The organism is Breoghania sp., assembly GCF_963674635.1.
In the GTDB taxonomy this organism is placed as follows: Bacteria; Pseudomonadota; Alphaproteobacteria; order Rhizobiales; family Stappiaceae; genus Breoghania.
Genome location: NZ_OY771475.1, coordinates 3,146,660 through 3,165,504, shown reverse-complemented (window position 1 = coordinate 3,165,504; position 18,845 = coordinate 3,146,660). Strand labels below are relative to the sequence as shown.

18 protein-coding genes and 1 tRNA gene are annotated in these 18,845 nt (G+C 63.4%); 10 read left to right on the top strand and 9 right to left on the bottom strand.

Annotated features, from left to right (window positions below; genetic code table 11):
- Positions 1-151: 151 nt before the first annotated feature.
- Positions 152-715 (bottom strand): flavodoxin domain-containing protein, encoded by a 564-nt coding sequence (locus ABGM93_RS13785; RefSeq protein ID WP_321500326.1) that lies wholly within the window; start codon positions 713-715, stop codon positions 152-154.
- Positions 716-1,140: 425 nt separating this feature from the next.
- On the opposite strand from ABGM93_RS13785, the gene ABGM93_RS13780 reads away from it, so the two are divergent.
- The 3 genes from ABGM93_RS13780 (at position 1,141) to ABGM93_RS13770 (ending at position 3,503) form a co-directional block, all read left to right on the top strand.
- Positions 1,141-1,602: a host attachment protein gene (locus ABGM93_RS13780; protein WP_321500324.1), complete on the top strand. Its 462-nt coding sequence runs from the start codon at positions 1,141-1,143 to the stop codon at positions 1,600-1,602.
- 176 nt (positions 1,603-1,778) lie between these two features.
- The gene (locus ABGM93_RS13775; RefSeq protein WP_321500323.1) at positions 1,779-2,777 is read left to right on the top strand and encodes a GGDEF domain-containing protein; all 999 of its coding nucleotides are present in this window, start codon (positions 1,779-1,781) and stop codon (positions 2,775-2,777) included.
- Positions 2,778-2,978: 201 nt separating this feature from the next.
- Positions 2,979-3,503 carry a hypothetical protein gene (locus ABGM93_RS13770; protein WP_321500321.1) on the top strand — a complete coding sequence of 175 codons (525 nt, stop codon included), beginning with the start codon at positions 2,979-2,981 and terminating at the stop codon, positions 3,501-3,503.
- A gap of 425 nt (positions 3,504-3,928) precedes the next feature.
- Here the strand turns inward: ABGM93_RS13770 and ABGM93_RS13765 are convergent.
- Together ABGM93_RS13765 and ABGM93_RS13760 are read right to left on the bottom strand one after the other, a co-directional pair.
- Positions 3,929-4,005, bottom strand: a tRNA-Arg gene (locus tag ABGM93_RS13765).
- Between the two features lie 251 nt (positions 4,006-4,256).
- Positions 4,257-5,516 (bottom strand): PAS domain-containing protein, encoded by a 1,260-nt coding sequence (locus ABGM93_RS13760; protein WP_321500318.1) that lies wholly within the window; start codon positions 5,514-5,516, stop codon positions 4,257-4,259.
- A 351-nt stretch (positions 5,517-5,867) separates the two neighbouring features.
- Here ABGM93_RS13760 and ABGM93_RS13755 point away from each other — a divergent pair, with 351 nt between their 5' ends.
- The gene (locus tag ABGM93_RS13755; protein ID WP_321500315.1) at positions 5,868-6,371 is read left to right on the top strand and encodes an MmcB family DNA repair protein; all 504 of its coding nucleotides are present in this window, start codon (positions 5,868-5,870) and stop codon (positions 6,369-6,371) included.
- Positions 6,372-6,501: 130 nt separating this feature from the next.
- On the opposite strand, the gene ABGM93_RS13750 is transcribed toward ABGM93_RS13755, so the two are convergent.
- Complete coding sequence (locus tag ABGM93_RS13750) at positions 6,502-7,068, bottom strand: ActR/PrrA/RegA family redox response regulator transcription factor (RefSeq protein WP_321500311.1); 567 nt, start codon at positions 7,066-7,068, stop codon at positions 6,502-6,504.
- A gap of 138 nt (positions 7,069-7,206) precedes the next feature.
- A complete protein-coding gene (locus tag ABGM93_RS13745; RefSeq protein ID WP_321500308.1) occupies positions 7,207-8,556 on the bottom strand; it encodes an ActS/PrrB/RegB family redox-sensitive histidine kinase in 1,350 nt (449 codons plus the stop codon).
- 265 nt (positions 8,557-8,821) lie between these two features.
- Here ABGM93_RS13745 and secB point away from each other — a divergent pair, with 265 nt between their 5' ends.
- Positions 8,822-9,301 (top strand): protein-export chaperone SecB, encoded by a 480-nt coding sequence (secB, locus tag ABGM93_RS13740; protein WP_321500304.1) that lies wholly within the window; start codon positions 8,822-8,824, stop codon positions 9,299-9,301.
- A 113-nt stretch (positions 9,302-9,414) separates the two neighbouring features.
- Here secB and ABGM93_RS13735 read toward each other — a convergent pair whose 3' ends face one another.
- On the bottom strand, positions 9,415-10,980 hold the full coding sequence (locus tag ABGM93_RS13735; RefSeq protein WP_321500301.1) for an alkaline phosphatase D family protein: 1,566 nt from the start codon (positions 10,978-10,980) through the stop codon (positions 9,415-9,417).
- Between the two features lie 260 nt (positions 10,981-11,240).
- Here ABGM93_RS13735 and folP point away from each other — a divergent pair, with 260 nt between their 5' ends.
- Positions 11,241-12,104: a dihydropteroate synthase gene (gene folP / locus ABGM93_RS13730; RefSeq protein ID WP_321500296.1), complete on the top strand. Its 864-nt coding sequence runs from the start codon at positions 11,241-11,243 to the stop codon at positions 12,102-12,104.
- Between the two features lie 11 nt (positions 12,105-12,115).
- Positions 12,116-12,622: a 2-amino-4-hydroxy-6-hydroxymethyldihydropteridine diphosphokinase gene (gene folK, locus ABGM93_RS13725; protein WP_321500295.1), complete on the top strand. Its 507-nt coding sequence runs from the start codon at positions 12,116-12,118 to the stop codon at positions 12,620-12,622.
- Positions 12,623-12,630: 8 nt separating this feature from the next.
- Here the strand turns inward: folK and ABGM93_RS13720 are convergent, their stop codons facing one another.
- Positions 12,631-13,137, bottom strand: a complete 507-nt coding sequence (locus tag ABGM93_RS13720) for a TspO/MBR family protein (protein ID WP_321500294.1) — start codon at positions 13,135-13,137, stop codon at positions 12,631-12,633.
- Between the two features lie 104 nt (positions 13,138-13,241).
- Positions 13,242-13,988, bottom strand: a complete 747-nt coding sequence (locus ABGM93_RS13715; protein WP_321500292.1) for a hypothetical protein — start codon at positions 13,986-13,988, stop codon at positions 13,242-13,244.
- Between the two features lie 247 nt (positions 13,989-14,235).
- Here ABGM93_RS13715 and ABGM93_RS13710 point away from each other — a divergent pair, with 247 nt between their 5' ends.
- A complete protein-coding gene (locus ABGM93_RS13710) occupies positions 14,236-14,859 on the top strand; it encodes an acyloxyacyl hydrolase (RefSeq protein ID WP_321500290.1) in 624 nt (207 codons plus the stop codon).
- 857 nt (positions 14,860-15,716) lie between these two features.
- On the opposite strand, the gene ABGM93_RS13705 is transcribed toward ABGM93_RS13710, so the two are convergent.
- Positions 15,717-16,772, bottom strand: coding sequence for a MaoC family dehydratase (locus ABGM93_RS13705; RefSeq protein ID WP_321332734.1), 1,056 nt, complete (start codon positions 16,770-16,772; stop codon positions 15,717-15,719).
- 174 nt (positions 16,773-16,946) lie between these two features.
- On the opposite strand from ABGM93_RS13705, the gene ABGM93_RS13700 reads away from it, so the two are divergent.
- Both ABGM93_RS13700 and ABGM93_RS13695 read left to right on the top strand, forming a co-directional pair.
- Entirely contained in the window at positions 16,947-17,915 is a 969-nt protein-coding gene (locus tag ABGM93_RS13700) for a 2-hydroxyacid dehydrogenase (RefSeq protein WP_321500288.1), read from the top strand.
- A 122-nt stretch (positions 17,916-18,037) separates the two neighbouring features.
- On the top strand, positions 18,038-18,649 hold the full coding sequence (locus ABGM93_RS13695) for a LysE family translocator (protein ID WP_319774832.1): 612 nt from the start codon (positions 18,038-18,040) through the stop codon (positions 18,647-18,649).
- Positions 18,650-18,845 lie beyond the last annotated feature (196 nt).

Genomic DNA, 18,845 nt, shown 5'->3' with positions numbered 1-18,845 from the left:
ATAAGCAACTGAAAGCTGGCGTTCGTGACGCAGATGCAAAATCAGACGGGGATGAAATCACCTTCGGGCACCAGAGGCGGACCCTGGGGGATGCCGCCAGGTCTTTCAAATGCACGGGTGTCGATTGGCAAGTCCTGTCTCCCCTTTCCCCTCATGCAGGCGCCGGGTCGCCCTGGGCAAGACTGGCGATCTCCCGCGACAGGGCTTCGACCTGCGCCCAGTCTGTGTACTCGATCTGCGTGGTCGGATCGGTCGGCCCACGGCTCATCCTCATGATGAGGCGGATCATGAACCGGTCAAACGGCCGGTAGCGGGGATAGTCCAGTTTTCCGGCAATGGAGGCGGCGAGTTTCGGCGTCAGGCCGTGGCGCGCCAGCCATTTGCGCAAGTAACCGTTGGTCGCAACCGATTGCCGGTTCGGTTTGCGTGCGGTGAGGCACACCAGAAGCATGGCGAGGCGTTCCGGCGCGATGCGGGCCTTGTTGGCGCGCAGAAAGGCCTCCGCCTCACGCAGCGGGTAGCCATAGCGGATCGGTGCGATGACGACGATGAAGCTGTCCTGCCCGATCCGCTCGGCAGGCAAGTCCGGGGACGTTGCGGCGTGAAGCGTCACCTCGCCTTCAAAAGCGCCCATCAGGATCTTTTCGATGAACCGGGCGATCTTGAGGGTGTGACCGTCGTGGCTGGCGTAAACGATGTCTATTCTTGTTGTCATTTTGCATTCTCGCCCAGCAGCGACATTCACATTGTCGCAATGAACAAGACTAGCGCCGCGGGCGAAGGCTTGTCGAGCCGGCATCGGGCGGGCGCGGGATATCCGTCGCGAAAGGTGTCACGATCCGGGAACCGCCAGGCGCGGGCGCAGCGGTGTCCGCGCCCCCTGCCCGCCACCCCCTGCCCGCTACCCCCTGCCAGCCACCCCCTGCCCGGCGCGCCGGGGCGCACAGTCCTGAAATCGCACTGGTGTGATCTTGTGATTTCCGCACATGCTGCCTGCGCGGGCAAGTGCGTCGGGGGCGGTGCGCCGGAAACCCTGGGGCAGGCAGGAAGCAACGGGCCTTTGCCAGTTTGACGGACATCAGTGCGCATGCGGCGAATTTGTTGCACTATTCCAGAACGTCAAAAGGGAGGACTTCTACCATGCGTAGACAAATGATCTGGGCGCTTGTGATGAACTCCGAGCACGCCCACATCCTTCGCGGTCTTGATCGTGCCGACACGGACGAGCCGATCGAGCTCACCAACCAGGCGAACGCCACCCGGCAGCGTGACGCGCAAAGCGAGGAGCGCGGCAGAAGCCACGCCAGCGATCACAGCGGCCGACGCTCGGCCATGGAGCCGGGCGCGGATACGGTCCTGCGCGACATGCAGGATTTTGCGCAGGAGGCATTCAGGCTGTTGGAGGAGCACCGCAGCGCCGGCGACTTCGATCGTCTCGCGATTTTCGCCTCCCCGAAAATGCTTGGTGTCCTGCGCAAGGCCCTGCCGCCCAGTCTCGGCGAAGCCGTCATGCAGGAAGAGGCCGCCAACCTCGTCGGGATGCCCGTTCATGACCTGCGCACCTTCATCCGCAACAAGCTTGAGAGCGGGGCCGTGCGATGAACGGCAATTGAGGCGCAACATGTGAGAAAGGCTTCCCGATCTCGGGGGAAGGTTCCCTGGCTCCAACAGCAACCGTTGTGGTTTCCACCGAATATTAGCGGAAAGACAATGGTGCTATAATGGATAGGTTTTTCTCATGTAGAGTTATCTCGATCGGTGAGGGCGGCGTCTGGGGAATGGATCCTATCGGAATTTTGCATTCGCAAGGCATATCATCCCATTTGCGGCCCAGCGATGAACTTGCTCTCAGCAACGTCGTTGCGATGATGCAGCACACGGCTGCGCTGATCGGTATCTATGACGAGAAAGAACGTCTGCGATTTACCAACGAAGCCTTTCGCAAGGCCTACTTCATAAGCCCTGGTGAGGACCTGTGCTGGCAACGGCTCATGAGGCGGAACTTTGCCGCCAAACGCGGCACGATCATTCGCTCCGATGACATCGATGGCTGGATTGCGTCGGTCAGGTCCCGACGTGGGAAAAACAAAGTCAGAACCTACGAAAGTGATCTGCACTGCGGCGCCTATATCTGGGTAACGGAAACGATGCTGCCCAATGGGTGGATCATTTACGTCGGGACGGATATCTCGGAATTGCGTCCGTCGGAACGCTGGCTTCGCCAGGCGCGCGATGAAGCCGTCCGCGCCTCCACCACGGATGAGCTGACGGGCGTTTCCAATCGAAGGCATATCATCGGCCAACTGGAAAAGATGCTGCTTTGCGCGGCGGATCGATCGCGCAATCTCAGCGACGTCGCTGTCGAGGCGGGCGGAACCGTGGGCTTGCTGGACATCGACTACTTCAAGAAGATCAACGACACCTATGGTCATCAGGTGGGCGACGAAGTTCTGGTGGCGTTTGCCAGGGTTGTTCGAGAGACGATCAAGTTGCGCGATGCCTTTGGGCGTTTTGGGGGAGAGGAATTCCTGCTCCTGTTTCCCGGGCAAAACCTGGAGGTTGCCATCGCAACACTCAGAAAGCTTTATGAAGTCGTCTCGGCGGTTCGCCCGGTCAGAAATGCGCCTGACCTGAAGCTCTCATTTAGCGTCGGCATGACGCGGATCTTGCCCGGCGACGACACATCCAGAATCTTTTCCAGATGCGATGCCGCCCTCTACGAAGCGAAGGAAAGCGGCCGCAATCAATTGAAGGTCTACGGGGTGTCCGGCGATTAGCAGGAAACTGCCCGCCAGCACCCGAGTTCGGATATCCGACGTACCCCGTCACGCTTGAAATCTTGGGTGAAATTGGCGTTTGCCCGTGAAGGCCTCCTTGCCTCAAATTTAGGGAAGAAGGCGTCGACAACCCCAGGGGCTATTCAACCTCGGCCTGGGCCAACGTTGACAGCGGAACGCGGAAAGGCTTCACATCGTCCCATGAGCGCGCCCTTACCCCGGCTGACGCAAATCTGGTGGACCGTCGTCGCGTTCGCTCCGCTGATCGTGTTCTCGCTCTCCGGCCGGCTCGGCGCCGACTTCCCCGACCGCTTCACACTCGGCGCGGCGGCGGTCGGGCCAAGCCTTGTCGCACTCGTCCTTTGCCGCCAACCGCTCAATCCGCTGCTCGTGGCGGCCGACCTCTGGCTCTGCGCTCTCGCTGTCATGATTGGCTCGGGCGATGAGCGTCTAATCCATTTTGCCGACTACTTGCGCGAGGCCTCCTTCTTCCTGGCGCTGCTTCTGATCGGGCTCGGGAAGCATCTCCTGACCCCTGGCGGCCTCTACATCACGGAAGACGACCCTGCTTCCGCCCGCCGCGCCTCGGCCCGGCTTCTGCTTCTGATCGCACTCGCGACCGCGTGGTCGGTTTTCTGGCGCGGCAATGAGGCTCTTGCGGCCAGCCTGCCCGCGCTCCTGCTCTTCCTCATCCAGCCACGTCTCGTCCCCGCCCCGGCCGGCTGACCGTGCAGCCATCCGCAGGCCGGAATGAACCGCACTTGCCTGGTGAGAGTGCTGCGGGCCGCCTAGAAACCGCAAATGCCTCGTCGAGGTCCAGAAAACCGAGATCTCTGCCCCCCGATATGTACTTCTCCGGTCGCACCCAGCACGAGCCGGAAGTGGTCACCCTTACGATCTCACGTGCCCCCGCCATGAGAAAGAACGCTGCCCATGAGGCGGCTTCCGTGTGGGGGAGCTCTGTCTGGCTGGCGGCGTGTTTCTCGGGGGCAGACGGACAGCTTTTCTGCACCCTATCGCTGCCTGTCCGCGGGGACGGCGCGACCGGGGGCAAACGCAGAACATCGAACGTTCTGCGGACATGCTGCGGACATGGGCTGGACCCGGCCAATGGTGGCAGACGCCAAATATCTGATTTTACGGGAGGAAAATGGTGCACCCGACAGGATTCGAACCTGTGACCTCTGCCTTCGGAGGGCAGCGCTCTATCCAGCTGAGCTACGGGTGCTTGCAGGGCCGCTTCGGGCGGCCAACGTTGCAACAGGCGTTGAATAGCTTATCGCGAAGCCACAGGCAACCGTGTAGGCATGCCATCCACGCCGCCGTGACACGGATGTCCCCCAAAGACCGTATCTGCCCGCAATCCGCGAAGGCCTCGGGGGCAGAAACCGCGTGTGGTTCGGTTGGCAGGAGGCCGCAACGGCCGCCGCAGGACGGACTGCAGGGCCAGGCGCGGGCTCGCCGCAGGGCTTGGCGGGATCAGAAGTCGAGATGATCCACGACGCGGCTGAGCAACCCCTTGCTCTTGCCCTTGTTGCGCGCCGGGGGCTTGGCCTTGCCATTGCCCGCCGCCTTGGCCGGGTGGAATTCCAGAACCAGAAACCCGCGCCCATCTTCGGCAAAGCGGGTGGCCTTGATCTGATAGTTGGCCGCGCCGCCTTGCAGGTTGCGCACCGGGCAGGTCAAGCCCTCTTCCCCGCCTTCGATGGTGATGTCGCTCTGGATCTGGTTCAGATCGTCCGACCGCATCAGGATCTGGGTAATCGTGTCGTTGCCCACATGTTCCCGGCGCAGGCCGAAGGTGCGCAACGCAGCCGCATTGGCCGCCACGATCAGGTTCTCCGGCGTGGAAATCGTCATGGCCGGCGTCGGCAGTTTGTCGAAGACCAACCCCATGTCGACCGCATCCGGGTCAGTCACCTCGCCCGCGAACAACAGGCCGTAGCCGGAATCGTCCACGCCAAAGCGCTGGCAGCGGAAATTCATGTCGATGAAGGTGTTGTTCGCCAGCTGGAAGCGTTGCTGCGCCTTCACCACGTCCTTGTTGTTGTCCAGAAGCGCCGAAATCGCGGAGACGAAGGCCTTGCCGAGAACATTGGAGGAGGCGCGAATATGGCGGGCCACCAGCATCCTCTCGTCGGAGATGCCGAATACGCGAAGAAATTCGGGGTTGGCGGAGCGAATCAGGCCAGTCCCGTCAAGCAGCATGATCGCCGAAGGCGATATGGAGGTCAGCCGTGTGAGCAGGGTCAACGCGTCCTGAAGGGCAACCTCACGACCGACATCGTCCTCGCAATTGCGGAAGACGCCCTGCACCATCGGCGAGCCGGACTTCGTTCCCGTGCGGATCGCGGCGCTTTCGATATGGGTGGCGATGCCCGCCCGGTTCATCACCGTGAAGCGGACCGGCCCGTGACTGCCGTCGCGCAACGCCGCCTCGTAATGGCGCAGGAGCGCAGCGCGGTCCTCTTCCTTGTAACGGGCGATGACATCCGCCAAACGCTCCGTCGTCTGCGGTCGGGTTTCCCCAACCGTCTCCGCGAAGATGCGCTGCCATGTGACCGTGTTGTTGACCGGGTCATAGGTCCAGGCCGCCACGCGCAATAGCGACAGCAGCGACTCCCTCTCCGCTTCCGGAATGGCAAGGCCTGCCTTGCCTGCGCTTGCCGAGACTGCACCGGACGGCTTGGCCGTCTCGGTCCGGGCAGGTTTGGCTTTGCGCTGAATTGCTTCAACCATATATTCCGGTCCGCGGCTTTCGAGTGTTGGTTTGATGGCGATTTCGCGACTATGTGGCATCTAGCGGATGCAGGCTTTAAAAATCCGTTTTCCCGTTTGCACCGAATTACCTTAAAGCGCGCCTGTTAAAGACCTAGCACCATGAAGTAGAATGTAAATTCGGAAACGAACGCATCCCTAAGGAGAAATGCGTGGGGATTGCGGTAGCGTTAATAAAGCATTGATCCTCCATTTAAACACATGTCAAAACCACTCTGGTTGCATGGTATTCGATTACACGCGAGTGCCCGTGTGCTTGGTGTGATTGCGATGCGCCAGGGCGGTGTTGGCGACCTGCGGAGACGATGAGCGATGAGGCCGTTCGACCAGGCCATAGAGGCCGGGCTGATCGATGGGAGGCAGTCGGAAGCTGCGTTGATGGTGCGTCGGGGTGTGGCGCGTCTGATGCGCCGCACGGGCGCGTCCTGTCTGTTTGAAGTCACCTTACCTTCGGGGCGTCGGGCGGATCTGATCGCGGTCGGTGCCAAGGGCGAGATCTGGATCGTGGAGGTGAAATCCTCGATTGCCGATTTTCGCGCCGACACCAAGTGGCCCGATTACCGCGAATGGTGCGACCGTTTCTTTTTCGCCACTCACCCGGATGTTCCGGAGGAGATCTTTCCGCAGGAAGCCGGACTGATGATGTCGGATGGCTTTGGCGCGGATATCTTGCGCTCCGCCCCCGCCCATCCGCTCGCCGCCGCCCGGCGCAAGGCCGTTACCCTGCGGCTCGCGCAATTTGCAGCCAACCGGCTGCACGACCTGATGGACCCCGCCTTGACCGCAGGCGAGGCAGGCAGCGGTTTCGACATCTGAGGTGTGTCCAGGCGCGCATCGCGCGCCTGTGCAGGGCACCAGGCCTTGTCCCTCCGCCCCTGTCTTCACACGGACGGCAAGGCCTCAGTACCCTGCCGACGGGTCGCAAGCCCTGCGAAGGCGATCAGGCTCAGCGCGGGGCGCGCTTGGCGAGAATGCGCTGCAAGGTGCGGCGATGCATGTTCAGCCGGCGTGCGGTTTCCGAGACGTTGCGATCACAAAGCTCGAAGACGCGCTGGATGTGTTCCCAGCGCACGCGGTCGGCCGACATCGGGTTTTCCGGCGGCGAGGCCATTTCGTCGAGCTTGCGGGTCAGGGCGGCGAAGATGTCGTCCGCATCCGCTGGCTTGGCGAGATAATCGATCGCACCGAGCTTCACCGCCGTCACCGCCGTGGCGATATTGCCGTAACCGGTGAGGATGATGGCGCGTGCGTCGGGCTTGTGCTCATGCAATGTCCCGATGACATCAAGGCCGTTTCCATCCTGGAGCCTCATGTCGACGACCGCGAAAGTGGGCGGTTCGGCCACGATCTTGGCGCGCGCTTCCTCGACGCTTTCGGCCATTTCGGTCACGAAACCGCGCTTTTCCATCGCGCGTGCCAGCCGTTGCAGAAACGGCTTGTCGTCATCGACAAGCAACAGGCGGGCGCCGGCGATATCTCCAACAATCGGCTCACTGTGCACGTCGTCTGTCATCTGAATTTCCCGCATTCTCAGGGAGGCCAAGGAGCGCCTCACAACTTCAGTTATATAGGAAAATCGAGTTGCAGCTGCAAATCGCATATTCCGTGTTTGTCCCCCTCCCGGGGGTGTGCCGCAAGAAGGGCGGCGTCTTTACTGCTGCGCGTGTTGCCCCTCGGTCGCGGCAGCGGAATCTTCGGCCTCTTCCAGCGATATGCGCGGCCACTGGATCTGCACGACGGCGCCGCCCTCCAGCCCGTTGCGCAGCGCCAGGCGCGCGCCGGTGCGCTCAAGCAGCGTCTTGGCGATGAAGAAGCCAAGTCCGAGCCCCCCGGCATTGGCCTGCTGCGCGGCGGGCTTTGGCAGCGCCCCGGAGCGTGCGCGGGTTGTGACATAGGGTTCGCCGAGACGGTCGATCACCTCGTCGGCAAAGCCCGGGCCGTCATCGGAAATGGTCACCGTTGCGGTGGTCTGGTTCCATGTGATCCGCACGCTGACGGCGCTTTCGGCGAAATCGACTGCGTTCTCCAGCAGGTTGCCGATGCCATAGAGGATGGACGCGTTGCGGCGCACCAGCGGCTCGCCCTGCTCGCCGTCCTTCATGATGGTGATGGTGACGCCCTGGTCGCGATGCGGCTCGGCCACTTCCTCGATGAGGTGGGATAGCCGGGCGGCAAAGAAGGACTGGTCGGAGGAAAGCGAGGTCAGTTTGCGCAGGATCTCGCGACAGCGATCCCCTTGCGAGCGGATGAGCTCCAGGTCCTCGCGTTGCGTGCTGCCCTTGGGGAATTCCGATTCCAGTTCCTTGGCGGTCAGAACGATGGTGGCGAGCGGGGTGCCGAGCTCATGGGCGGCGGCGGCGGCCAGGCCGTCCAGCGCGTGCAGGTGCTGTTCGCGCTCAAGGGTGAGTTCGGTGGCGGCCAGCGCCTGCGAGAGCTGACGCGTCTCCGCGGCAACGAGGAAGGTGTAGATGGCGATGAAGGTCAGCGTCGCCACCAGCGAGACCCAGATCCCGAACTGATAGATGCTGGGCAGCTCCAGATGCTGGCCCTCGAACCACGGCAGGGGAACCTGGTAGATCGCCAGCAGGATCGTGGCGAATATGGCGATGCCGCCGAGAATGACGGTTTCGCGCCCGGGAAGGGCGGCGGCGGAAACAGTGACTGGCACCACCAGCAGCATGGCGAAGGGATTGCCGAGGCCGCCCGTCAGGAACAGCAGGCCTGCAAGCTGCAGGATGTCATATCCCAGAAGAAACGTGGCCAGCCGCTGCGGCAGGCGCTGCACCTTGGAGCGTATGAACCTCAGGGCGAGGTTGAGCCATGCGGACAGCGCGATGAGAGCAAAGACCAGTCCGAGGTGGACTTTGAAGTCCAGGGCGTATTGAACGACAATCACCGCGGCCGTCTGGCCGGCGACCGCGAACCAACGCAGACGCACCAGTGTGTCGAGCTTGAGGAGTCTTTCGCCAAAGTCATTGCGCGAAGAGGCAGGGCTGAGCATTCAGGCTCCCATGCGGCGTTGCTTGGAAACGACCATACACCCCCTGATAGACTGCTTGGCGCTTTCCGCCAAGCCATTGTATCGGCCAATAGTCGACCGTAAGTGGTTTGACGTAACGGTATTTTTTCCAAGTGCAGCCGGTTTCGGCGGCCTTGTGGCACCTCTGCGCTTGTCTCCCCCATCCAGACCGTGGTAGCCAGCCACATCGAGGCCGGCCCGGAATGTGGCCCGCCACAAGGACCCGACACACGGACAACGACACTCGATGAGCGATACGAACGAGCCGAACGCCGGTGCGCAGCAGCCGCCGCAGCCCGCAATTAACATCCTGGTGCAGTACATCAAGGACCTCTCGTTCGAGAATCCGAACGCCCCGGCCGCACTGCGCCCAAGCCAGCAGCAACCGCAGCTGGACATCAACGTGAACGTCAACGCGACGAAGCACGAAGACAACCAGTTTGAGGTCACGCTCACGCTGGAAGCCAAGGCCGTTTCCGGCAGCACCGCCATGTTTGCGGTCGAGCTCGTCTATTGCGGCATCTTCCGCATTCAGGGCGTGCCCGAAGAGCACATGCACCCCTTCGTCCTGATCGAGTGCCCGCGCATGCTCTTCCCCTTCGCGCGTCAGATCCTGGCCGACTGCACCCGCAACGGCGGCTTCCCGCCGCTGATGATCGATCCGATCGACTTTGCCGCGCTCTATCGCCAGAACATGGCGCAGGGCAACACCCAGCCCCTGAACTGAGCCGGCCGGGAGCCTTCGCTCTCGCCCCCGTTCAAGGGACTGACAGACGAAAAAAGGGGCGCGCAGGTGATCTGCGCGCCCCTTTTGCTTTGCGTTCCGCCTTCAGGGCGGGGTCAGGCGAATTTCGGATCGAGCGTGACGGAATAGAGTTCCGTGTCGCCGCTATCCATCAGCCGGACCTTGAGCTGCTCGGTCGCGCCGTCGATTTCCACGAGGCCGAAGAACTGCAGACCCATGGAGGGCGGCAGGTTTCCGCCCTGCTCCTTCGTCGGGGCCTTCACGAACTTCACTTCCGGGCCGAAGGTGCCATCGAGATCGTTCGGGCCGAAGGTTCCGGCATGCAGCGGGCCGGAGACGAATTCCCAGAACGGATCGAAATCCTGGAAGGCCGCCTTGTCCGGGTTGTAATAATGGGCGGCGGTGTAGTGGACGTCGGCCGTCAGCCACACGGTGTTGTCGATGCCCGCGCTCTTGATGAAGCGCAGCAGGTCGGCGAATTCCAGCTCGCGGCCCTTCGGTGCACCATTGTCGCCATTGGCGACGGCTTCCACGCGCTTGACGTCCTTGTGTGTGTCCCACACGCACAGGCCGATGGGCATGTCGCAGGCGATGACCTTCCACGTCGCCTTGGAGTTCACCAGCTCGCGCTTCAGCCACGCGATCTGTTCGGCACCCAGCACCTGGGACTTTTCATCGACCGCATCCTGCATGCCGTCGCTGTTCGGGCCGCGATAGGACCGCAGGTCGAGGAAGAACACGTCCAGCATCGGGCCGTAGGGGATCTTGCGGTAGACGCGGCCGGGCTCGGCGGGCATGTAGGAGATCGGCGTCATCTCGTGGAAGGCGCGCGCGGCACGGGCGGACAGCAGCTGCACGTTCTTTTCGGTGTAGCGGGCGTCGTCGGTGAGGTCCTTGGAGGCCGACCAGTTGTTGACCACCTCATGGTCGTCCCACTGGAAGAAGGTCGGAACCTCGCGCGACATGGCGAGCACGTTCTCGTCCATCATGTTGTATTTCCACTGGCCGCGATACTCGTTCAGCGTCTCCGCGACCTTGGACTTTTCCGGCGTGACGATGTTCTTCCAGATCGTCCCGTCCTTCAGCTCCACCTCTTCCTTGAGCGGGCCGTCGGAATAGACGGTATCGCCGGAATGGATGAAGAAGTCCGGCTGGTGCTGGACCATGGTGGCGTAGATCTTCATGCCGCCGCGGGCTTTGTCGATGCCCCAGCCCTGGCCGACGGTGTCGCCCGACCACACGAATTTCACGTCGCGCTTCGAGGTCGGCGCGGTGCGGAAATGGCCGACCATCGGCTGCGAGGTGGCGTTGACGTCATTGAGGTCGGCAAGCGTGACCCGGTAGAAGATCTCCTGATCCGACGGCAGGTCCTCGACCATGCGCTTGACCGCGAGATCGGTGTCGGGAAGCGCATTGAGCGGCGCCAGGCGGCGGGCATTGGCGAAGTCCTCACGGGTGGCGATCTCGAACATCACCTTCGAAGGACGGTCGGCGCGGGTCCACACCATGCCGGAATTGGCGGTGACGTCGCCCGACTGGACGCCGTGGCTGATGACGGGACGGCTGGCGGCGCGGCTGAGCGCGGGCATGGCGAGACCGCCCGCGGCGACAAGGCCGGTGGCGGCGGTGGACTTCAGGAAGGAACGGCGCGAAAACGACATGTGAGGTCTCTCTCCTTGAGGCGCAAATGCTGCGGCGCCGCAAAGTGATGTCGGACCATGACACTACGTTATCGCTGATGTGACGGTTTTCATAAATTTCCATGACGCTGCGGGATTGGCTGCCGGCCCAGGCCGGGTTTGCGCTGGAAACGCGCGGGCCGGATCGCCTGCGACCTTGCATTTGCCGGGCGATCAGCGCATCACCCGTCCCGGATTTCCCGCCGCAGCGGCGAATGGCCCAATCGAACCCGCGGATAGTGATGACACCCCCTCTCAAGATCGGCCCGCTTGAACATGTGCCCGGCGCGCGAACGCTGCTCATGGGCATCCTGAACGTGACGCCGGACAGCTTTTCGGACGGTGGACGCCATGATGCGCCTGCGGCCGCGCTTGACCATGCCCGCACGCTGATGGCGCAAGGCGCCGATATCATCGATGTCGGCGGCGAAAGCACCCGGCCCGGTTCGCAACGCATTTCCGCGCAGGAAGAACTGGCGCGCATTCTCCCCGTTCTGACAGGCTTGCGCGGATTTGCCTGCGCCGTTTCCATCGACACGTTCAAGCCCGACGTGGCCGCCGCTGCAATTCGCGCAGGCGCCCACGCTATCAACGACATTCTCGGCCTTCAGGGCGATCCGGACATGGCGCGCGTGGCCGCGCGCACCGGCGCGCCCCTCATCGCCATGCACAATCGCGGTCTGGACCCGACCGCCGACGTGGACCCCGCCCGCGATATCGTGGCCGACATGATCGCCTTTTTCGCCCGCACGCTGGAAATCGCGGAACAGGCAGGCGTCGACAGGCACAGGATCATCCTCGATCCCGGTATCGGCTTCGGCAAGACACCGGAGCAGAACCTGATCGCACTCAACCGGCTGGGCGAGGTGAAGGCCCGTTTCGGTCTGCCGGTGCTGGTGGGGGCTTCGCGCAAACGCTTCATCGGAACACTGACGGGGCGTGAGGCGGCGGACCGCGACGCGGGCTCGCTGGGCGCGCATCTGGCGGCGGTGGCCCGCGGGGCCGACATCATTCGCGCCCATGATGTGCGGCTTCACGCGGACGCCTTGAAAGTGGCCGACGCCGTCCTGCATGAGCGCATGGGCTTTGGGGAGATGGAACCGTGACGGGAGATGTGATGCGGAAAACGCCCGTGCGCGCCGTTCTGGGCCTTGGCTCCAATATCGGCGACAAGCGCGGCTTTCTTGCCGCGGCGATCCGACAGATCGCGGAGAGCGAGGGGATCGTGCTCGTGGCGCGCTCCGCCGACTATCGCACCGCGCCCTGGGGGCTCACGGATCAGGACTGGTTCGTCAATGCCTGCGTGTTGGTGGAGACGACGCTGGACGCGTCCGACCTTCTGGCGCGGGCGCTGGAGATCGAACGCGCGCTCGGCCGGGTGCGCGATATTCGCTGGGGCCCGCGCAAGATCGATATCGACGTGCTTGTCTATGGCGGCGAGGAAATCGCGCGCGAGGGGTTGTGCGTGCCCCATCCGCGCATTGCCGAGCGGGCCTTCGTGCTGGTTCCGCTGGCCGAAATCTGGTCCGATGCGCCCATCGGCGGCGGGCTGACCGCCTCAACGGCGCTTGCCGGATGCCCCGATGCGGACACCATCGAGCGGCTGGACGAACATGCGTCGTGAAACCGGGATCAGCCGCCGAAGAGCGGAGGCTGATCGCCGAAGAGCGGCTTGGTTTCGGCGGCTCTGTTCATCAGCCAGACGGCGGCATTGAGCGCTGTGGCATAGAACAGCCAGAGCGTATAGGGCGTGAACAGGTAGGCGGCGATGCGATCGCGGGACCAGTTCTCGATCGTGTACCAGAGCACCAGCGCGGTCGTCAGGATGATCAGGATGAAGGCGCGATAGGGATCCTGAAAGCCGAAGAAAAAGACCGGCCAGGTCAGGTTCACCAGCATCTGGCCGACCCAGAGCTTCATCGACTTACCGAACTTGTTGCGCTCGAACGTGCGCCAGCCGGCGATCGCGATCAGCACATACATCACGCTCCAGACCGGCCCGAAGACCCAGTTCGGGGGCGCAAAGGCAGGTTTTGCGAGCGACTCGTACCACTCCGTGGGGCGGGCCAGAAAGCCCATCCCCATGCCTGCTCCGAGGACGCAGACGATAAAGAGGGCGAGAACGATCCATCGACGCATGGTCGAACCTTTCATGTTTAGGGTCGCGGCATGGCGGTTGGCCGGGTCCCCGGCCCGCTATCGCAACCTGCGCGCGCACTGATAGACAAACTGCACAGCATTTCTCAAGTCCCAACATGCCCGCCGGTAAAGGCGCGCATGTGAAACCGTGCCTGTTCGCGCCCCTGCCGATAGGCCGCGCCATGGGGACAGGCGATCCGCGCCAGACATCCCGACAGGCAGGCCGCGTCCGGATTTGCCTCCAGATAGGACAGGCACCGCGGCACGTCATAGCCCTGTGGCGTCAGCGCCTTTGCTGGACAGGCAGCCATGCAGGGCTTTTCGACGCATGCCGGACACGGGCCCGCCCTTTCACCTTCCAAGGTGGGGTCGGCCCTCTGCGCTGTTGCGGGTTTTTCCGGCGGATGGCGTGCGCCAGACGTCTCCCAGACAAGGGCTGCGCGAAATCCCGCCCAGGGCCCGAAGCGGGAATGCGCCAGCACCCCGACCGGGCTTGGCGAAAAGCCGCCCGCCCGCATCGCCCACTGCTGAAAAGGCTGAAAGGGGCGTTCGAAGGGAAAGACGGCCCCCATCTCGAAATGGGCGGCGATGGCGGTGATGCAGCGCCGCGTGTAGCGATCCAGCGGATCGCGCGCTCCGTCGCGGGCCTCGGGCGCGGCGGTGAATGCCTCCCACATCGCCCCGCCCGCATTGCCGACAAGGATGAGGAACCCGCTGCCGCCAGTCGGGTCGCAGGCTGGAAGGCCCGCCACGCCGCTTGTCTTCGAGGCATCGAAAGCGAACCCGCCAAGGATCAGGAACCCGTCCCGGCTCAGCGCCTTGCGCAGATCCTCCATGTCGATGCCCGCCATCGCGTCCGTATCCGTGTCCTTGCCGATTCGGTCTTGCCCTTGCCTGTCTGTCACGGGCGTGCTTAATGGGTGTCACCCGAGCGCAACAACACGTGGCAAAACGCCATGAAGTGATTCGCGTTTTCGGTGTCAGGCGGTGTTTCGATTGCGCCAGCTTTCGGAATTGTAGAGAGTATCCGCCAATTCCGGGCAACAATTTGAGGCCAGTGCGGTGATTTATTCCGATTGTATTCACGCGGCGTCTGCCGTGTCTGCGCATTCTGCAAACGCTTCTGTCTCTGCAGGTGCTCCTTCGGGCAAGCGGATCGCCACAGCAGTTCTGGCCCTGGCCCTGCTTTCCGGGGCCTCACCGGCCCTTGCGGCCGACTATTACGGGTCTTCCCCGGTCGATAGCCGCAGCTTCGCGCCCTACAACGAAGTGCGCGGCGGCGTCTATTTCCACGACACGATGGACCGGGAATCCGGTGTCGACATCAACGCCGAGATCCTGATGCGCTGGGGCGCGCTGGCCTTCAAGACGCCGTTCCTTGACACCCAGTCGATGCTGCGTCCGCATATTGGCGGCAATCTGAACACCTCCGGCGACACTTCGATCCTCTATGCGGGCTACACCCTGTCCATCGACCTGACGGATTACCTGTTTGTCGAAGGCTCCTTCGGCGGCATGGTCCATAACGGCAACACCGAGGCGGGTCAGGGCGGTCTGGCGCTGGGCTGCAACGTGATGTTCCACGAATCCGCCTCCGTCGGCTACCGCATCAATCAGGCCTGGAACCTGTCGGCCATCATCGAGCACTCGTCGAACAACGGCTATTGCTCCGACAATGACGGCCTGACCAATGTCGGCGTCCGCCTCGGCTACGCCTTCTGATCCAGCCGGGTTTTCCGGTAAAACTGAAATCGATGGACGCCGCGGATCAGGAGATGCGCGGCGTTTTTGTTTGCGTTGGGGTTGAGCCAAACGCCAACGCCGCCTGTCAGACATCCGAGCCTCAAGGTGCACGATGGTACCCCCTCTCCCATGGGGAGAGGGCTGGGGTGAGGGGTTGGGATCTCTCGTGGATACGGAGACGCTGACACCCCTCACCCGTCGCTTGCGCGCCGACCTCTCCCCATGGGAGAGGTTCTGGGCCGGTGTCTTCTTCGTGGCAGCCCATCGAGGGTCCGCATTTCGCGAAGACACCCGTTTCGACGCCCATCCTCCCCATCCCCCGCGATGCGCTCCCTCTCCCAAGGGGAGAGGGCTGGGGTGAGGGGTTGGGATCTCTCGCGGATACGGAGACGCTGACACCCCTCACCCGTCGCTTGCGCGCCGACCTCTCCCCATGGGAGAGGTTATGGGCCGGTGTCTTCTTCGTGGCAGCCCATCGAGGGTCCGCATTCCGCGAAGACACCCGTTTCAACGCCCATCCTGCGCACCCCCCGCGATGCGCCCCCTCTCCCATGGGGAGAGGGTTGGGGTGAGGGGATGGGATCTCTCGTGGATACGGTGGGCCTGACACCCCTCACCCGTCGCTTGCGCGCCGACCTCTCCCCATGGGAGAGGTTCCGGGCCGGGTTTTTCTTCGTGGCAGTCCATCGAGGATCCGCATTCCGCGAAGACACCCGTTTCAACGGCCACGCCTCCCCATCCCCCGCGATGCGCCCCCTCTCCCATGGGGAGAGGGCTGGGGTGAGGGGTTGGGATCTCTCGGCGAAGCTGCACGGATGCGCGCCTTCTCCGCCCGTCTAGCGCGGCAACAGTTGCCACGTATCGAGATCGAGGATCACGGAGGGATCGTATTTGCCCTCCGCATCCTTGTCGGGGAAATCGGTGCAAGGCCGGTCGACGGTCGCCACCGTGCGGATGCGCAGTGCGCCCACATCGTCGCGGCCCGCGATCACCGATTTGTCGAGCACCTCCGACCAGGCGAACACGGTGCCGCCCGCAAACAGCGGCGCGACGTGGCGTCCGCCATTGATCGCCGCCACATGGAAGGCGGAGGAAAGCCCGTTATAGGAAAGCGCGCGGGCAAGGCTGATGACGTGGCCGCCATAGATCAGTCGCCGCCCGAAGCGGCCCTGACCTTCGGTGTACTGGTTGAAATGGACTTTGGCGGTGTTCTGGTAGAGCCGGGTGGCGAGCATGTGGTCGCTCTCCTCCACGGTCATGCCATCCACGTGGTCGATCTTCTCGCCCACCTTGTAATCGTCGAAGCGGTGCGGGCTGCCTGCCAGATCGGCGTCCCATTCGCCCGTGTCGAGCAGCGGCACCGCATCGCCCAGCGCATCCGCCTCCAGCGCTTCGGGCAATTCGGGAACGACCGGCTCCGGCGCGGGCGAGGCCTCGTCCCGCTTGCGCACCATCACCCAGCGCACATAGTCCAGCACCTCCGTGCCGTCGGACTTGTAGCCGGTGGAGCGCACATAGACGACGCCGGTCTTGCCCGAGGACGTCTCCTTCAGGCCGATGACTTCGGAAACTGATGACAGCGTGTCGCCGGGATAGACGGGGGCCAGGAAGCGCCCGCCCGCATAGCCCAGATTGGCGACCGCGTTGAGCGAGATGTCCGGCACGGTCTTGCCGAAGACGATGTGGAAGACGAGCATGTCGTCGAGCGGCCCTTGCGGGTAGCCGAGGCTCTGCGCGAAGGCATCGGAGGACTGGACCGCGAAGCGGGGCCCGTAAAGCGCGGTGTAGAGCGCGGCATCGCCCGCCGTCACCGTGCGCGGGGTTGCGTGTTTGATGACCTGCCCGAGCCGGAAGTCCTCAAAGAAGTTGCCCGCATTGGTTTTGCCCGCCATTTTTCACTCCCGTTGGCCGGTTTCCTCAAGGGCGATTTAGAGCCTGTGCAGCCAGGTTGCGCAAGGGGACCTTTGTCGAGGCGACAAGGCGTACCGAACGCTGGCTTGCGCGCCTTTCCCCCTGCAATGAAAGGGGCTAGCCTGCCGCGCCAGGACACCATCGAAGAGGGCGTTATGAGCCGTCAGGAAGTGCTCGTCATCGGGCCGATCATGCCGTTTGTCGTGGAAAGGCTGAAGCAGCACCACGATGTGGTGGAATGCGAGAACGAAGCCGACAGCGCGGCGTTTCTCGCCCGCGAGGGCGGCCGGTTCCGGGCGGTTGCGGTGGGCCTTCATGGCCTGTCGGCCAAAACCATCGCCGCGCTGCCGAAGCTTGAGATCATCGCCTCCTTCGGCGTCGGCTATGACGCGGTCGATGTGGCGGCGGCGGCCAGGGCGGGCGTGGTCGTGACCCATACGCCCGGTGTTTTGACAGAAGAGGTCGCCGACACCGCGCTTGGCCTCATGCTGATGACGGTTCGCGAGTTGAGTGCGGCCGAACGTCACCTGCGCGAGGGGCGCTGGCAGAGCGAGGGCAATTACCGGCTGAGTGACGGTTCTCTCACCGGTGCGGTGCTGGGCATTGTCGGGCTGGGCCGCATCGGCAAGGCGATCGCAAAGCGCGCCGAAGCCTGCGGCATGAAGATCCACTATCACGGACGCCATCGTCAGGCCGATACCGCCTATCCCTACCACGAAACGGTGGTCGATCTGGCGCGCGCCGCCGATGTCGTGATGGTGGTTGCCCCGGGAGGGGCGCAAACCCGCCACCTCATCAATGCCGATGTTCTGGCCGCCCTCGGCCCGCACGGCTACCTGATCAATATCGGTCGCGGCTCGGTGGTCGATGAAGCGGCGCTGGTCGCCGCTCTGCGGGAAGGCGTGATCCGGGCGGCCGGGCTCGATGTGTTCGACGACGAACCCAATGTGCCGTCGGACCTGATCGACCTGCCCAATGCGGTGCTGCTGCCCCATGTGGGCTCCGCGTCGCGCGCGACCCGTCAGGCGATGGGCCAGCTTGTCGTCGACAATATCTGCGCCTGGCTGGCGGGCAAGCCGCCGCTGACGCCGGTTCCGGAAACGCCCGTTCCCGATCGAAGCTGAGACGGACCTGCCCTATCGGAATTGGTCAAGAGGCGGCGAACAGGGTAAGACTGTTCTACCCCGCCTGCCGGAATGCTCTCTGCCTGCCTCTGCCGAGGATGGCTCTTACAGGAATGCCCTCTATGAACTGGATAGACCTCGCAACCTTCGCCGCGGCGCTGTTTGTTGCCGCGATTGCTCCCGGACCGGGCATCGCGGCCATTGTCGGCCGCGTTCTGGTGCGTGGGCGCAAGGGGGCGGCGGCCCTGTGCTGCGGCATGATGCTGGGCGATGCGATCTGGTTGTCACTTGCCGTCTTCGGCCTTGCCTTCATCGCGAACACCTTTGCGTCGGTCTTCCTGGTGGTCCGTTATGCGGGCGCGCTGTACCTTCTCTATCTGGGATGGAAAATGTGGACGGCCCCGGTGGGCGTCACCTCCTTGCCCACACCGGCGGCGGAGCGTCCCGGGCGCCTGTTTCTGGGCGGCATCGCCGTCACGCTGGGCAATCCCAAGTCGATTGTCTTCTACCTGGCGCTGATGCCGAACCTGTTCGACCTGAAGCGCATAACGCCGCTGGCCTATACGGAGCTCATCCTCATCATCTTCGTGGTTCTGAGCCTGGTCTTCGGCGGATATGTGCTGCTCGCGCATTGGGCGCGCGGGCTGTTCGCGAGCCCCAAGGCGATCAGCCGTCTCAACCGGTCCGTCGGGGCGATCATGGCGGGGGCTGCGGCAATGATCGCGACGCGCTGAAGCGCGGAAACATTGCGGGCCATGATCGAGGGTCGGGCGCGCTGCACTGGACCGGGCTGAAGAACGCCGCCGCGGCGCTTGCGGCGGTCAGGGGGCCGCTGCTTTCGCTCTCGTGCATTCACAGGGAAAATCCCACGGGTTCTCCTCATGTTGAATGCGCGCGAGAAGCCCTTATAAGCTAACCAAACCACTCAAT

Coding starts and splice junctions, on each gene's coding strand:
- ABGM93_RS13780 (WP_321500324.1), top strand. CDS start 1,141: ATGCGTAGACAAATGATCTGGGCGCTTGTGATGAACTCCGAGCACGCC.
- ABGM93_RS13745 (WP_321500308.1), bottom strand. CDS start 8,556: ATGCTCAGCCCTGCCTCTTCGCGCAATGACTTTGGCGAAAGACTCCTC.
- ABGM93_RS13695 (WP_319774832.1), top strand. CDS start 18,038: ATGAACTGGATAGACCTCGCAACCTTCGCCGCGGCGCTGTTTGTTGCC.
- ABGM93_RS13705 (WP_321332734.1), bottom strand. CDS start 16,772: ATGGCGGGCAAAACCAATGCGGGCAACTTCTTTGAGGACTTCCGGCTC.
- ABGM93_RS13760 (WP_321500318.1), bottom strand. CDS start 5,516: ATGGTTGAAGCAATTCAGCGCAAAGCCAAACCTGCCCGGACCGAGACG.
- ABGM93_RS13720 (WP_321500294.1), bottom strand. CDS start 13,137: ATGCGTCGATGGATCGTTCTCGCCCTCTTTATCGTCTGCGTCCTCGGA.
- folK (WP_321500295.1), top strand. CDS start 12,116: ATGCGGAAAACGCCCGTGCGCGCCGTTCTGGGCCTTGGCTCCAATATC.
- folP (WP_321500296.1), top strand. CDS start 11,241: ATGACACCCCCTCTCAAGATCGGCCCGCTTGAACATGTGCCCGGCGCG.
- secB (WP_321500304.1), top strand. CDS start 8,822: ATGAGCGATACGAACGAGCCGAACGCCGGTGCGCAGCAGCCGCCGCAG.
- ABGM93_RS13750 (WP_321500311.1), bottom strand. CDS start 7,068: ATGACAGACGACGTGCACAGTGAGCCGATTGTTGGAGATATCGCCGGC.
- ABGM93_RS13700 (WP_321500288.1), top strand. CDS start 16,947: ATGAGCCGTCAGGAAGTGCTCGTCATCGGGCCGATCATGCCGTTTGTC.
- ABGM93_RS13735 (WP_321500301.1), bottom strand. CDS start 10,980: ATGTCGTTTTCGCGCCGTTCCTTCCTGAAGTCCACCGCCGCCACCGGC.
- ABGM93_RS13775 (WP_321500323.1), top strand. CDS start 1,779: ATGGATCCTATCGGAATTTTGCATTCGCAAGGCATATCATCCCATTTG.
- ABGM93_RS13715 (WP_321500292.1), bottom strand. CDS start 13,988: ATGGCGGGCATCGACATGGAGGATCTGCGCAAGGCGCTGAGCCGGGAC.
- ABGM93_RS13755 (WP_321500315.1), top strand. CDS start 5,868: ATGAGGCCGTTCGACCAGGCCATAGAGGCCGGGCTGATCGATGGGAGG.
- ABGM93_RS13785 (WP_321500326.1), bottom strand. CDS start 715: ATGACAACAAGAATAGACATCGTTTACGCCAGCCACGACGGTCACACC.
- ABGM93_RS13770 (WP_321500321.1), top strand. CDS start 2,979: ATGAGCGCGCCCTTACCCCGGCTGACGCAAATCTGGTGGACCGTCGTC.